General features: G+C 72.2%; 11 protein-coding genes. 5 read left to right on the forward strand and 6 right to left on the reverse strand.

Annotation, left to right across the window (positions count from 1 at the left end):
• Window positions 1-73: 73 nt before the first annotated feature.
• From B5D80_RS25880 to B5D80_RS25885, 3 genes are all read right to left on the reverse strand, one after another.
• The gene (locus B5D80_RS25880) at window positions 74-607 is read right to left on the reverse strand and encodes a tRNA adenosine deaminase-associated protein (RefSeq protein WP_088646556.1); all 534 of its coding nucleotides are present in this window, start codon (window positions 605-607) and stop codon (window positions 74-76) included.
• Between the two features lie 112 nt (window positions 608-719).
• Window positions 720-887 carry a hypothetical protein gene (locus tag B5D80_RS33760; RefSeq protein ID WP_168222581.1) on the reverse strand — a complete coding sequence of 56 codons (168 nt, stop codon included), beginning with the start codon at window positions 885-887 and terminating at the stop codon, window positions 720-722.
• 73 nt (window positions 888-960) lie between these two features.
• Window positions 961-1,323, reverse strand: a complete 363-nt coding sequence (locus B5D80_RS25885; protein WP_088646567.1) for a hypothetical protein — start codon at window positions 1,321-1,323, stop codon at window positions 961-963.
• A gap of 144 nt (window positions 1,324-1,467) precedes the next feature.
• Here B5D80_RS25885 and B5D80_RS25890 point away from each other — a divergent pair, with 144 nt between their 5' ends.
• From B5D80_RS25890 to B5D80_RS25905, 4 genes are all read left to right on the forward strand, one after another.
• Window positions 1,468-2,238 carry a M23 family metallopeptidase gene (locus B5D80_RS25890; RefSeq protein WP_088646557.1) on the forward strand — a complete coding sequence of 257 codons (771 nt, stop codon included), beginning with the start codon at window positions 1,468-1,470 and terminating at the stop codon, window positions 2,236-2,238.
• A 159-nt stretch (window positions 2,239-2,397) separates the two neighbouring features.
• Complete coding sequence (locus tag B5D80_RS25895) at window positions 2,398-5,343, forward strand: glycosyl hydrolase (RefSeq protein WP_088646558.1); 2,946 nt, start codon at window positions 2,398-2,400, stop codon at window positions 5,341-5,343.
• Between the two features lie 74 nt (window positions 5,344-5,417).
• Window positions 5,418-6,482 (forward strand): PHP domain-containing protein, encoded by a 1,065-nt coding sequence (locus tag B5D80_RS25900; protein WP_088646559.1) that lies wholly within the window; start codon window positions 5,418-5,420, stop codon window positions 6,480-6,482.
• Between the two features lie 62 nt (window positions 6,483-6,544).
• Complete coding sequence (locus tag B5D80_RS25905; protein ID WP_088646560.1) at window positions 6,545-8,215, forward strand: DUF885 domain-containing protein; 1,671 nt, start codon at window positions 6,545-6,547, stop codon at window positions 8,213-8,215.
• Window positions 8,216-8,296: 81 nt separating this feature from the next.
• Here B5D80_RS25905 and B5D80_RS25910 read toward each other — a convergent pair whose 3' ends face one another.
• Window positions 8,297-9,868 carry a DUF6114 domain-containing protein gene (locus tag B5D80_RS25910; RefSeq protein WP_088646561.1) on the reverse strand — a complete coding sequence of 524 codons (1,572 nt, stop codon included), beginning with the start codon at window positions 9,866-9,868 and terminating at the stop codon, window positions 8,297-8,299.
• A gap of 80 nt (window positions 9,869-9,948) precedes the next feature.
• The gene (locus B5D80_RS25915) at window positions 9,949-10,491 is read right to left on the reverse strand and encodes a DUF6230 family protein (RefSeq protein WP_088646562.1); all 543 of its coding nucleotides are present in this window, start codon (window positions 10,489-10,491) and stop codon (window positions 9,949-9,951) included.
• Window positions 10,492-11,197: 706 nt separating this feature from the next.
• On the opposite strand from B5D80_RS25915, the gene B5D80_RS25920 reads away from it, so the two are divergent.
• Window positions 11,198-13,018: a VanW family protein gene (locus tag B5D80_RS25920; RefSeq protein ID WP_169733108.1), complete on the forward strand. Its 1,821-nt coding sequence runs from the start codon at window positions 11,198-11,200 to the stop codon at window positions 13,016-13,018.
• Window positions 13,019-13,162: 144 nt separating this feature from the next.
• Here the strand turns inward: B5D80_RS25920 and B5D80_RS25925 are convergent, their stop codons facing one another.
• Entirely contained in the window at window positions 13,163-13,789 is a 627-nt protein-coding gene (locus B5D80_RS25925) for an NADPH-dependent F420 reductase (RefSeq protein ID WP_088646564.1), read from the reverse strand.
• Window positions 13,790-14,368 lie beyond the last annotated feature (579 nt).

A 14,368-nucleotide genomic window follows, 5' to 3' on the forward strand; every position in this document is an offset into this window, starting at 1 on the left:
GGCGGCACCGGGCGAACCCGGGCCGACTCCGGCCCCGGACGACCCTGCCGTGGCGTCGCCGACGTGCGGAGGGTCAGACCTCACGCAGCTCTTCGACCTCGTCGGCGCAGCCGAGCACCTGGCACACCTCGGCGGTCACGTCGGCGGGGAGCATGCCCTCGTGGGAGCAGAGCTTGAGCAGGCGTTGGGCGGGGATGCCCAGGTCGGCGAGGAGGTCGGCGTCGCCCACCGGGTCGGCCTCCGGGTCGACGACCGGCTGCTCGCTCTCCTCGTCGCCGCCACCGGCGGTGGCCGACGGCGGTTCGTCGACGTCGTCGAGGCCGGTGACCGACGTCTTGAGGTCACCGACGAGCAGCGCGCCCAGCCGGGACTCCTCGGCGTACGCCGAGTCGGAGCCGAAGACCCGCAGGTCCTCCCCCTCGTCGAGGCGCAGCACCACCAGGTACGCGTCGTCGGCCTCGACGAAGAGCAGCGACACGTCGGCGTCGGGTTCGACGTCACGTAGCCGGTCGGCGACCTCGTCGATGTCGGTGGCCCCGCGCAGGTTCACCTCGGCGGCGTTCCAGCCGCCCTCGTCGCGCACCACGGCGGCAGCGAAGTACGACATGGTTCCCCCAAATACCTCGGCACAGCCGACTCGTTACGCGTGCACGTTAACCGGTCGGGTCGGCAGCCGACCGCTCAACGCCCCGAAGGGCCGGCAATCCGGGGAAAGTTCGTCAGCCGGCGACGCGGCGGCGGGTCGCGATGAGCTGGCGCAGCCGCTCGGTGCGTTCCCGCTGCGGCCGTTCCCGCTGGCGTACCGCGCGGGCTCCCGCCAGCTCGGCGAGAATCTGGAGGCGGCGGCGGCTCCGCTCGGAGTCGAGCCGCGGGGTGTTCCAGGCCATACCGAAGAGCGTCCCCAGTCACAGCGGGTACGTCAAGATGGTGCGGCAAACGAAGCCGCGTGATGACGCTGGGTCACCACATCGGCCAGTCCGCGCTGACCGCCCACCGCACCACGACGACCGCGAACGCGATGCTCCAGCCACCGGCGGTGACGATGGCGACGCCCGTGCCGGCCCCCCGGTCGCCGTACCGGACCAGGGCGAACGCGGCGAGCCAGGCGAGCACGCCGGCGATCGCCGTCCACCAGGCGTAGCTTGCGACGTCGTGGCCGAGCAGCCCGAAGAGCACCAGCCAGGCGGCGGCGAGGGCACCACCGGAGGCCACCGCCGCACCGGTGACGGGGTGTGGTTCCCGCCACGTCGGCCGGCGGGGCGGACCGGCGGGAAAGAGCCCCGAGGCGGCGTACGGGACGCGTCCGGGCTGGTGGTCGGTCATGGTCACTGCTCCCCCTCCGGCCGGACGGAACCCCTCGCACCGTCACCGGCCGGGTTCGGGTCGGCGAGCCGTTCCGGTAGCCGTCGCCGGGCGGATGCCGCTGGCGGTGCGACCTCCACGGTAGCCGTCTGTCAGGATGTCCGAATGTCCCTGCTGCGTCCCGGCCCACGGCGTACCCGTCCGGCGTACCCCGTGCTGCTGCTCGCGGCGGCGGTGCTGGCGGGGTGCGGCACGGACGAGCCGGTCGCGGGCCCGGTCTGGGACGGCCCGTCGACGGTGGCGACGGGCGACCAGCCGGCGACCCCGACGGCCCCGGCCGGCAGCCAGTCGGGCAGCCCGACGCCGACCGTGACGCCGTCGGCCACGCCGGACGCGGCGGCGCTGCGCCGGGTCTTCCCGGTACGGGCCGGCAACGTCGACTACCACCCGACGCACTCGGGGTATCCGGGCACCGACATCTTTGCCGACTGCGGTGAGCCGGTGGTGGCGGTCACCGACGGGACGGTCCTGGAGGTGAGCCGGGTGGACCGGTTCCGCAGGAACGGGCCGCTGGGGCCGTACAACGGTGGCCTGTCGGTGTCGTTGCTGGGCGACGACGGGGTGCGGTACTACGGGTCGCACCTGAGCGTGGTCAGCCCGGGGATCGAGGCCGGGATCCGGGTGCGTTCCGGGCAGCAGCTCGGTGAGGTGGGCCGGACGGGGAACGCGAACAACGTCTGTCACCTGCACTTCGGGTTGTCGCCGAAGTGCACCGGGCACGACGACTGGTGGATCCGGCGGGGCGTGGTGTGGCCGGCGAAGTACCTGGACTCGTGGCGGAAGAAGGGCAACCGGTCGCCGGTGGCGGCGGTGACCGCCTGGGAGCGGGAGCACGGGTGTCCGCGCGCGCCGCGCGGCTCCTCCGGGGCGGGCTGACCGGGGCCGACGGCGGCGTCATCGGCCGTACGCATTGACGTAGGTATTACTCGTCGGTTAACGTCCCGGGCAGAGAGAGCGCTCTCTCGACCCATGAAACCCTCGAATTCCGACGAACCGCGCGCAGTTGGCCCACCCGCCCCGCGCGGAGGAGGCACGATGACACCTCCCGTCCCCCGCCGCCGCGCCCCCTGGGTGCTCGCCGCCACCACCGCCCTGACCGTCCTCGTCGGCGGTCTCACCCTCACCACCGCCGACGCCCCCGCCGAGGCCGCCACCGTCGGCGCCGGCAGCTACACCACCGACCCGGTCGGCCCGCTGCCCACCGGCTGCGGCGCACTGTCCACCAACCCCCGCCAGTTCGCCACCGCCAACGCCCCCGCCGGTCCGGTACCCACCAACGACTGGTGGTCGTCGCTGCTGTGGAAGAAGACGAACTGCTCCTACAGCGAACCGCTGCACGCCCACCCGGTGTCCTACCAGCCGTTCGGCGACGGGCTCGGCTTCTCGGCACCGTCGGCCGCCACCGTCAGCGGCACCGCGACCGGGGTCGGCGAGTTCAAGTACACCTACACCGAGGACATCCGGGTCGGCGTGGCCGCGCTCGGCGCACCGGTGGTCAAGGTCGACGACTGGACGGACTGGACGGTCAGCCCGTACTGGAGTGACGGGGCACGGACCCTGCGCGCCACCATCGGCCACGGGCTGCCGTTCGCCTACTTCCAGGCCAGCGGCGGCGACGCCCAGATCAACCCGACCGGCGGCGCGGCCACCGTCTGGTCCAACAACGGCGGCACCATCGGCTTCACCGTCCGGGGCCACGATTACGTCGGGTACGCCCCGACCGGCGCGACCTGGTCCGTCACCAACGGACGGATCACCTCCAGCCTGGCCGGCAAGGGCTACTTCTCGATCGCCCTGCTGCCGCCCACCACCGACGCCACCGCCCGCGCCTCGCTCGCCACGAGCTACGGCCGGTACGCCCACGCGCACGTCACCGGCACCCGGGTCGGCTACACCTACGACCCGGCGACCAGCACCGTGACCACCACGTACTCGTTCACCACCACCGCCCGGGAGGGCACCGCCACGCAGACCGTGGTCAGCCTCTACCCGCACCAGTGGAAGGCGCTCGCCGGCAGCACGCCGCTCACCCAGACCTACCCGTCGGCACGCGGCCGGATGAAGGTGCTGACCGGGGTGGCCTCCTTCCGCACCGCGATGAAGTTCCACGGGGTGCTGCCCGAGGTGCCCGCCGTGGCCACCGGCTCCGGGTCCGACCTGGCCCAACTGAAGGAACAGCTCGCCGCGGTCCGGGGCAACCCGATGGACCAGCGCGGCACCGACACCTACTGGACCGGCAAGGGCCTCGGCCGGGCCGCCCGGATCGCCGAGATCGCCGACCAGGTCGGCGACACCGAGACCCGCAACGCGGCGCTGGCCGCCATCCGGAGCACCCTGACCGACTGGTTCACCGCCACCCCGGGCAAGGCCGCGAAGGTCTTCTACTACGACCGCAACTGGGGCACCCTGATCGGCTACCCGGCGTCGTACGGGTCCGACCAGGAACTCAACGACCACCACTTCCACTACGGGTACTTCATCGCGGCGGCGGCGACGCTCGCCAAGTTCGACCCGGCGTGGGCCGCGCAGAGCCAGTACGGTGGCATGGTCGACCTGCTCATCCGGGACGCCAACAACTACCAGCGCTCCGACACCCGCTTCCCCTACCTGCGGGACTTCGACATCTACGCCGGGCACGACTGGGCCTCCGGGCACGGCTCGTTCAACGCCGGTAACAACCAGGAGTCCTCGTCGGAGGGGATGAACTTCGCCAACGCGCTGATCCAGTGGGGTCAGGCCACCGGCGACACCGCCGTCCGGGACGCGGGCGTGTTCATCTACACCACCCAGGCCGCCACGATCCAGGAGTACTGGTTCGACGTCGACGACGAGAACTACCCGGCGGCGTTCGGGCACTCCACCGTCGGCATGGTCTGGGGCGACGGTGGGGCGTATGCCACCTGGTTCAGCGCCGAGCCGGAGATGATCCAGGGCATCAACATGCTCCCCGTCACCGGCGGCCACCTGTACCTCGGCTACCGGCCGGCCTACAACAAGGCCAACTACGCCGAACTGGTCCGCAACAACGGCGGCGAACCCACCGTGTGGCAGGACATCCACTGGCAGTTCCTCGCCCTCGGCGACCCGGACGCGGCGCTGGCCAAGCTGCGGGCCAACCCCGGCTACACCCCGGAGGAGGGCGAGAGCCGGGCGCACACCTTCCACTGGGTCCGCAACCTCGCCGCGCTCGGCCAGGTCGACACCACGGTCACCGCCAGCCACCCGCTGGCCGCCGTGTTCAACCGCAACGGCGCACGCACCTACGTGGCCAGCAACATCACCGCCGCGCCGCTGACCGTACGGTTCTCCGACGGGACCGGTCTCACCGTGGCCGCCGGGAAGACCGCCACGACCGGGGCGTACACCTGGAGCGGCGGCAACGCGGCCGGCGGCACCAACCCGAGCCCGACGCCGACCACCTCCCCAACGCCGTCGCCCACCCCGACGCCGACCCCGACCGGGCCGTCGCCGAGCCCGACCAGCCCGACCTCGCCGCCGACCACCCCGCCGGCCGGCTCGCCGACCCGGTTCCTGCTGCCCGGTGGCGGGCTCGGTTCGGCCGGCAGCGCGGCGACGACCACCGTCCCCGGCTCCGGGGGCGCGAACCACGACGGCACCCCCAGCAACCCGGTGGTGTTCACCGCGACCCGGCTCAACCTCGCCTACACCGGCGGCCAGACCGGGTTCGACCTGTTCCTCGACGCCGGCCAGTCGGTCGGCAACGGGGTGCAGGCCCGGGTCTCCTACGACCTGACCGGGGACGGCACCTTCGACCGGGTGGAGACCTACCGGTACTTCGCCACCGACCCGGTGCCCGGCTACGAGCACTACACGCAGAACGCCGGCCTACAGTCGGCCACCGGCGCGCTGGGCAATCTCTCCGGCGGCACGGTGAAGGTGGAGGTGTGGTCGGCTATCGGCGTCAACCCGTCCACCCTCGGCACCGGCAACCAGTCGGTGGTGAAGCTGCCGTACTCCTGATCCGTCTCCCCCGCGTACCCCCCGCGCCGCCGGTCGTCCCCCGACCGGCGGCGCGGGCGCGTAGGTTGCCATCCATGAGCGCCAGAGACCCCGTCGCCGACCTGCGCCGGATCGCGTTCCTGCTGGAGCGGGCCAACGAGGCCACCTACCGGGTACGCGCGTTCCGCTCGGCGGCGACCGCCCTGGCCGCGCTGCCGGCGACGGAGCTGGCGGAGCGGGCGCGGGCCGGCACGCTCACCGACCTGCCCGGGGTCGGCGACGTCACCGCCCGCTGCGTCACCGAGTCGCTGGCCGGCGAGGAACCGGTCTACCTGCGCCGGCTGGTCGCCACCGAGGGCGTCGACCTCGACGAGGCGGCCGGCGCGCTGCGGGCCGCGCTGCGCGGCGACTGCCACACCCACTCGGACTGGTCCGACGGCGGGTCACCGATCGAGGAGATGGCGCTCGCCGCGGTCGAACTCGGCCACGAGTACGTGGTGCTGACCGACCACTCGCCCCGGTTGACGGTGGCCCGGGGCCTCACCGCCGACCGGCTGCGCCGGCAGCTCGACCACGTGGCGGCGGTGAACGCGGCGCTGCCCGAGGGGTTCCGCATCCTCACCGGGATCGAGGTGGACATCCTCGCCGACGGCACCCTCGACCAGGACGAGGAGCTGCTGGCCCGGCTCGACGTGGTGGTCGGCTCGGTGCACAGCGGGCTGCGTGACGAGCGGGCCCGGATGACCCGCCGGATGCTCACCGCGATCGCCAACCCGCACCTGGACATCCTCGGCCACTGCACCGGACGGATGGTGTCGTCCCGGCCGGCGGGGGTGACCGGTCCGGGTGACAAGGGGCACCGGGCGCGGACCCGCGCCGAGAGCGACTTCGACGCGGACGCGGTCTTCGCCGCCTGCGCCGAACACGACGTGGCCGTGGAGATCAACTCCCGGCCGGAGCGGCAGGACCCGCCGAAGCGGCTGATCCGCCGCGCCCTGGAGGCCGGCTGCCGGTTCGCCATCGACACCGACGCGCACGCCCCCGGGCAGCTCGACTGGCAGCGGTTCGGCTGTGTGCGGGCAGCCCTGTGCGGCGTGCCCGCCGACCGGGTGGTCAACACCTGGCCGGCGGACCGCCTGCTCGACTGGGCCCGCGGCTGATCCACCCCGGTTCGGCCAAACACACTCGACAACCGGCCCCGACGGTCACGTAGGGTCGCAGCGTGGGACGAATCGATGACCTCGCGAACCGGTACGTGGCCGACTGGGCGCAGCTGAGCCCGACCGGCGCCACCTACGTCGGCATCGCCGGCTACGACGACCAGCTCGACGACCTCTCGCCCGCCGGTTACGAGGCACGGGCCGAACTCACCCGGCGGACCCTCACCGACCTGGACGTGACCGAGCCGGAGTCCGAGGCGGAGCGGACCGCCAAGGAGGCGATGCAGGAGCGCCTGGGGCTGGAGCTGGCCCGGCACGACGCGGGCGAGATCACCAGCGAGGTGAACGTCATCGCCAGCGGCCTGCACGAGGTCCGGATGGTCTTCGACCTGATGCCCACCGAGGGTGAGCAGGGCCGGGCCGCCGTCGCCGCCCGGCTCAACCGGTTCGCCGCCACGCTGGAGGGCTACAAGACCACGCTGCGCGAGGCCGCCGCCGCCGGCCGGGTCAGCTCCAAGGTGCAGTTGACCGAGGTGGCCAAGCAGTGCGACACCTGGACGGACCCGCACGGCGACAACTTCTTCCACGGGCTGGTGCAGCGGCTGGACACCGACGGCACGCTCGGTGCCGAGCTGCGCCGGGGCGCGGCGGCGGCGACCGCGGCGACCGCCGAGTTCGGCCAGTTCCTGCGTACCGAGCTGGTTCCGCTGGGGCGGGACAAGCAGGCCGCCGGCCGGGAACGGTACGAGCTGGCCTCGCAGTACTTCCTCGGCGCGAAGGTCGACCTCGACGAGACGTACGCCTGGGGGTTCGCGGAGCTGGCCCGGTTGGAGGCCGAGATGCGGATGGTGTCGGGCCGGATCGCCGGCCCGGGTGCCACCATCGACGAGGCGGTGGCCGTGCTGGACGCCGACCCGGCCCGCACCATCCAGGGCAAGGAGGCGTTCCGCGACTGGATGCAGGCGCTTGCCGACAAGGCGATCAGCGAGCTGCACGGCACCCACTTCGACATCCCCGAGCAGGTCCGGCGGATCGAGTGCTGCCTCGCCCCGACCAGCGACGGGGCGATCTACTACACCGGGCCGAGCGAGGACTTCTCCCGCCCTGGGCGGATGTGGTGGGCGGTCCCCCAGGGCGTCACCGACTTCTCCACCTGGCGCGAGGTGACCACCGTCTACCACGAGGGCGTCCCCGGCCACCACCTCCAGGTCGCGCAGACCGCCGTCCGGGCGGAGCTGCTCAACCGCTGGCAGCGGCTGCTGTGCTGGGTCTCCGGCCACGGCGAGGGCTGGGCGCTCTACTCCGAGCGGCTGATGGACGAGCTGGGCTACCTGGAGGACCCGGGCGACAAGCTCGGCATGCTCGACGGGCAGGCGTTCCGGGCGGCCCGGGTGATCGTCGACATCGGCATGCACCTGGAGCTGGAGATCCCCCGGGACAACCCGTTCGGCTTCCACCCGGGCGAGCGGTGGACGCCGGAGCTGGGCTGGGAGTTCATGCGGGCGCACTGCCGGGTGCCGGACGAGAACCTGCGCTTCGAACTGAACCGCTACCTGGGCTGGCCGGGGCAGGCGCCGTCGTACAAGGTGGGCGAGCGGATCTGGCTCCAGGCCCGGGAGGAGGCGATGGCCCGCAAGGGCGCCGACTTCGACCTGAAGGAGTTCCACCGGCAGGCACTCGACCTGGGTGCGCTCGGCCTCGACCCGCTGCGCCGGGCCCTGGCCCGGCTCTGATCCGCCCCGCCGGTCGGCGTGACGGGTGGTCGGGGGCGGGCGGGTGCCCGCCCCCGACACACCGTGGGGGTGGGAGCAGGGTCAGGAGAGGCTCAACGCCAGTGCCGGGCGGGCGGTCAGCGTGTCCGAGTCGACGAACGCCAGGTCGATCGCGGGGTCGGTGAAGGTGATCGGGATCGGCGAGGTGACCGGGATGCCGTCGGGGAGCGGCAGGTCGGGGGTCAGCGTGATGGTGATGCCGAGCAGCTTGCCGACGAACCGGGTGGCGTAGAACGCGACGTCGCCCTGCACCGTCAGCTCGTCGGTGACGTACCGCTGGTGGCGGCCCGCCGGACCGTCCGCGACCAGGCTGAAGTCGGTGGTGACCGCCCGGCTCATGCTGAACTTCAACGCCTTGAGCGTGCCGTCGGCGGTGGGCAGGTCGACGATGCCCTCGAACCGCAGCCCGGTCATGGTGACGCGGGTGCCGGTCAGCTTGGACGGCTGCCGGGCCACCGTCGGCTGCCCCGGCTCGGGGGCGATCCTCGGCAGCGGCTTGCCGACCTCGACCCGCTTCGACGCGCGCGGCAGCGGCTTCCCGCAGGTTCCCCGGCCGGGCCGGGAGGATGCCGTCGGGGCCGGTGGGGTGGACCCGGTCGCCGGGACGGTCGCGCCCGGCCCCGGCCGGACCCCGGTACCGACGGCCGGTCTGCTGGCGCCGGGCTCCGGGGTGGGGGACGCCGCTGTCGTCTCGGCTTCGTCGCCACCGGTGAACAGGTCGGTGATGCCGTCGATGATGTCGGTGAGCAGGTTGCCGTCGGGCGTCTCGGCCGGCGTGGGGCTGGGGCTGGCCGGGACGGACGGAGGTGCGGAAGGTGCGGACGCGGTCTTCGTCGGCCCGGGGCAGGCCGGCTCCGCGAGCGCCGGCTGCGCTCCCCGGACCGCGAGCAACGTGGCCATGGCGGTGGTGGTCAGCACCAGCAGGGTCGCGTACAACCGTGGGTCGCGATGGTTCGGGCGGTAGGGGCCACCGTCCGGCTCGACCGTCGGCAGGATCTGCGTGGTGTCGGCGGTCCCGGCTCCCTCCCGGTCACCCCGGACCGCCTCCCGCAGCGGGTTCCGCGGTGGGGGCAACGTGTCGGTCAACGGCCCGGTGGTGTGCTCCTCCTGCCACGGCGGCATCAACTCGTCGACGAGGGGTGCCTCCCCGACTGCCGCACCCTCCTGCGCTGCCGTACCTCCCTCCGCCGGGCTCCGGTCGGCGGCGGACAGGGGTGCCGGGGCACGGGCCGGGACCCAGGCGAAGCCCAGCGCGCTTCCCACCATGCCCAGGAACAGCCCGATGAAGAACCCACCGAGGTTGACCCCGATCAGCGAGTAGACCGCCGTCACCGCCGCGATGACGGCGTAGAAGAGGCGCTGCTGCGGGGTGAACCACATCAGCATCCCGCAGGTGACCAGGATGACCGGGATCAGCCAGGACAGGAAGCCGGTCGGCCCCATCTGGAAGGTCAGGCCACCGAGACTCATCTGGGTGGTGGCGAAGATCTCCAGACCGGCCAGCGCGGTGAGGAGGCCGCCCCAGAACGGCCGTGCCCGCCGCCACCGCCGGAAGGCGCGCCAGGCCTGACCGATCCGGCTCTGTCGGGCGGGCCGCTCTTGGGCGGATGTCACGTGTCCTCCTGGCGATTCTGACGTCGGGTGGTACGGGCCGGGGCCCGCCGCGGGTGGCCGCCACGGGCCCGGTCCTCAGCTCAGAAGCACTCCTTGGCGGCGGCTCCGACGTTGATCTTCAAATTCAGGCCGTTGAGGGTGAAGACACCGGCACTGGTGGAGCGGGCCACCTGCTCCAGGTTCTTGATGACGACCTTGTCGGCGCTCTGGCCGAAGGACTTCGGCGTGGCCCCGGCGTTCAGGTCGGTGGCGTCCCGACCGATCTTGATGTTGGTGAACTCCGCGTCACCGCCGAGCGAGTCCATGTCGATCAGCAGGCCCTCGGCCGTCGCCGGCTTGCCGTCGCCACCGGCGTTGATGGTCAGCACGATCGGCATGTCCGGCACCTTCACCGACTGGCAGAGGTCGTAGAGCTTGGCGTTGGTGATCTCGGAGACGGCCACCGGGTGCGCGGTCCCGTCCTTCTCCTTCACGAAGCCGCCGTACTGCTTGAAGCCGGTGCCCTCCAACCTGGAGGCACCGACCTTGAAGGTCTGTCCGGAGACGGCGAACGACGCGGCGATCGCGCCGTTGGACATGCCGAAGACGATCGCCCCGGCCACCGCGGTGGCCGGCACCATCATCGCGGCGAAGCGACGCCACCGTGTCCCGCCGCCGAACTGGCGGCCTTCCGTTTCACTCACGGGGTTCTCCTTGACGAGGGGTCAGCACCGAACGCGGTCGCGGTTCGGGAGGAGGGTGGAGGGTGCTGCGGTTGCCACCGGGCCGGTGGCCGCGTGCAGTACGCGGATTGGATGTTCCCGCGAAGCGACCTACCTCACAAGACCCCTTGCTACCGGCCGGTAACGGGCACGAATCTTGGAGATGTCCGGATGTTACCGACGGTTAACATAGGCGAGCCGGCAAGCTCCCTCAATTCACCCAGAACGCAGCGACCGAACTCGATTCCGCCACCCTGGGTAGAGGAACTCTCACAAACATCACCTTTTGATAACGCCGGCCTGAAGGTTGGCTGTGGGTGACGGTCCCGGCGCAACGCGGTACGCACCCACCGCCGGGGGACGACCCGGCGCCGGACCGGCCGCCGCCGCGTCCCGCCGGACGGCACACTGGCGGCGGCGTTGCGTCGCACGGACCGTCCGCGTCCGGTGCCTCCCGCACCCGGTTCGTCCATCCGGACACCGTGCCACGAACGGCCATACACCGTGTGACCGGCCGCGACACGCGGCGGTGAGGATGGCCGGACGCACGCTGTCGGCTGGCCGTCCGGTTGGCTACCGTAGGTGTCCCTGGGGGCCCGCAACCCCCCACGTGGTACGTCCGATCGAGGTGGCTGTGACCCTGTACGGCGACAAACCGGTCTCCGACGACCGCCCCACGGTGCAGGTCACCGCGGTGAGCTGGCCGTCCGAGGACGAACCCCCACCGGCCGGTGGGGCCGCAGGTCCCGGCTCCGGGCCGGGGCCGTGGTGGCGGCGCGGCCGGGTGCTGCTCGCCGGCGGGGTGACCGCCGCGGTGCTGGCCGGGGTGGTCGGCGCGGGCGCCTGGGCGTACGCCGGGGACGTTCCGCGCGGCACCAGTGTCCTCGGCACCGAGCTGGGTGGCCGCAGCCGGGCCGACGCGGCCAGGGAGCTACGGGCCGAGTTGGAGAAGCGGGCCGCGACGCTCGACGCGCCGCTGACCGTGGTCGTGGGCGAGAACCGGGCGGAGATCAAGCCCGCCGACGTCGGCCTGGCGGTGGACGTGGACGCCACGGTCGCCGCCGCCACCGACGCGCAGGCGCATCCGGTGGACCGGCTGTTCGGTTCCCGGTCGGTCGATCCGGTGGTGACTGTCGACGCCGCCAAGCTGGACGCGGCGTTGCGGCAGATCCTCGGCAAGCAGGGGCGGGACATGACCCTGCCGGCGATCATCTTCACCGGCACCACGCCGAAGCCGGTCTACCCGAAGCCGAGCCTGACCCTGGACCCGGAGCAGTCCGCCCGGGTGGTCCGGGCGGGCTGGCTGGCCGGCCAGCCGGTGACGGTGCCGGTGGTGGAGAAGAACCCGGTGACCACCCGGGATGAGGTGGACCGGATGATCGCCGAGCTGGCGAAGCCGGCCGTCGCCGCCCCGGTGACGATCACCTCCGCCAAGGGGTCGGTGAGCGTTCCGCCGGCGGCGATCGCCCGTGCGCTGCGTTTCTCCGCCGACGACGAGGGGAAGCTGACGCCGAGGGTCGACGTGAAGCGGCTCCGGTCGGCGCTGGGCAGCAAGCTGGCCGCGGTCGAGTCGACGCCCAAGGACGCCGGGCTGACCATCTCGGGTGGCAAGCCGAAGGTGGTGCCGGGCCGGGCCGGGCAGCAGCTCGACTCGGCGGCGCTGGGCCGGGACCTGCTGGCGGTGCTGCCGAAGCCGGACGGCCGGACGGTCACCGGGCAGCTCACGGAGGCCGAGCCGGAGCTGACCGAGGCGAAGCTGGCCGAGCTGGGCATCAAGGAGCGGGTCTCCACCTTCTCCACGAAGTTCCCGGGCGGGCTCTCCTCGCCGCGCAGCCAGAACATCATCCAGGCGGCGAAGGACGTGGACGGCACCATCGTCAAGCCCGGGGAGACGTTCTCGCTCAACGCGCACACCGGTGAGCGTGGCTACGGTCAGGGTTACCAGGATGCCCCGGTGATCGTCGGCGGCAAGCTGGTGCCCGGGGTGGGTGGCGGCGTCTCCCAGTTCACCACCACGCTCTTCAACGCCAGTTACTACGCCGGCCTGGAGGACGTCGAGCACAAGCCGCACTCGTTCTACTTCAGCCGCTACCCGGCGGTCATCGAGTCGACGATCTTCTGGCCGGACCTGGACTTCAAGTTCCGCAACAACACGCCGTACGGGGTCCTGATCGACACCGCGTACACCTCGAACACGATCACCGTGTCGATGTGGAGCACCAAGATCTACGACAGTGTGAAGACCGAGTACAGCCCACGTCGCAACATCACCTCGCCGAAGACGGTCCACCTGGAGCCCGGCCCGAAGTGCATCGCCGCCGCCGGCAGCATCGGCTTCACCCAGGACGCCTTCCGCGTCATCAAGAAGGACGGCAAGGTCGTCAAGCGGGAGAAGTTCAGCTGGACCTACGACCCCGAGCCCAACTTCGTCTGCGGCCCCAAGCCCTGACCCCACGTTCCCGCCCGCACGGGTCAGGGACACCCGCCCCGGACACGACGGAGCCCCGCCGGCTGACCAGCCGGCGGGGCTCGGTTGCTCCCGGGTACGCGGACCAGGTGTCGACCCCGGGCCGGCGCGACAGTCGAGGGGGGATCAGGGGCGGGCTTCGGCGAGGCCCTGCCGGACGCCCTCGGCGTCCCGGTCGGTGCCGTACACGGGGGTGTCGGGCTGCTGCCGCCAACTCTCGTCGAGGGTGCCCGCGTCGACCGGGTCGAAGCCGAGCGCGTCGACAAGCTGCATCACGAGCTGCTTGGCATCGGCGTCGTCCCCGGCCACCGGCAGCGCGATCCGGTCACCCGCGTCGGCCGGCTTGCCGTGGTCCATCAGGTGCGCCGCCTGGATGTTGTTGAAGGTCTTCACCACCCGGGCGCCCTTGAGGTGGTCGGCGGTCCACCGGCTGGAGCTGAGACTGCGGTCGAGCAGCTCGGCGATGTCGCCGTCGCGTTGCGGGTAGTAGTTGTTGGCGTCGACCACGATCTTGCCGTCGAACGGCTGCACCGGCAGCGCTGGCACCGCGAACAGCGGGATCGCCACCACGACCAGCTCGGCGTCCTGGACGGCCTGCTCCACGGTTCCGGCCGTCGCACCGCTCTCCCGGGCCAGCTCGGTGAGGCTCTCCGGGCCCCGCGAGTTGGCGACCGTCACGTCGTGCCCGAGGGCGCTCAGCCGCCGGGTGAGGGTGCCGCCGATGTGCCCCGAACCAATGATTCCGATCTTCATGACCACTCCTGCCTCCGCCGGTCCCGACGGTCAGTTCCGGTCGTACGGTCAGCAGGTACCCCGACAGGTCCGCTCCGATTGCGGACGGGGCGTGCACCACGTCACGTCGTCGCGGACCCGGGCGCGGGGCCCGGGGAGTCAGGTCCCGCATCGACGGTACGAGGTCACGGGCGTCGGCCGGGCCGATTCACCGAACGTCGCCCGCCCTCGGTAGCGGGTGGGGGAGGGTCGCTTCGATGTCACGCCGGGTTGGGTGGTGGCCGTGAAGGGCCGCGGGGGCAGTGCCGGTCGCTGACCCGGTCGGCCGGGTATTCCCGTGTGCTCGTCGTGGGCCCCTCGTCGATCGCGACGACATCCGCGTCGTGGGAGTGTCCCGTTGCCCTCCCGTTGCCCTCGTCGATTGCTCCAACGTCGGGGATGCGGGGGTGTCCCGTGCCGGGGTAGTCGCTTCTTCGGTTCACCAGCCTCAACGTCCGGGGCTTTCGGCCCGGGGGGTGAGGAGTTCCCCGGGGGTTGGGGTGTTCTCGTCGGTGGCTGTGTTGTTTCCCGGGGGAGGGTGGTGTGGAATGCAGTTGAGGC

The sequence above is a fragment of the Micromonospora wenchangensis genome (assembly GCF_002210435.1).
Lineage (GTDB): Bacteria > Actinomycetota > Actinomycetes > Mycobacteriales > Micromonosporaceae > Micromonospora > Micromonospora wenchangensis.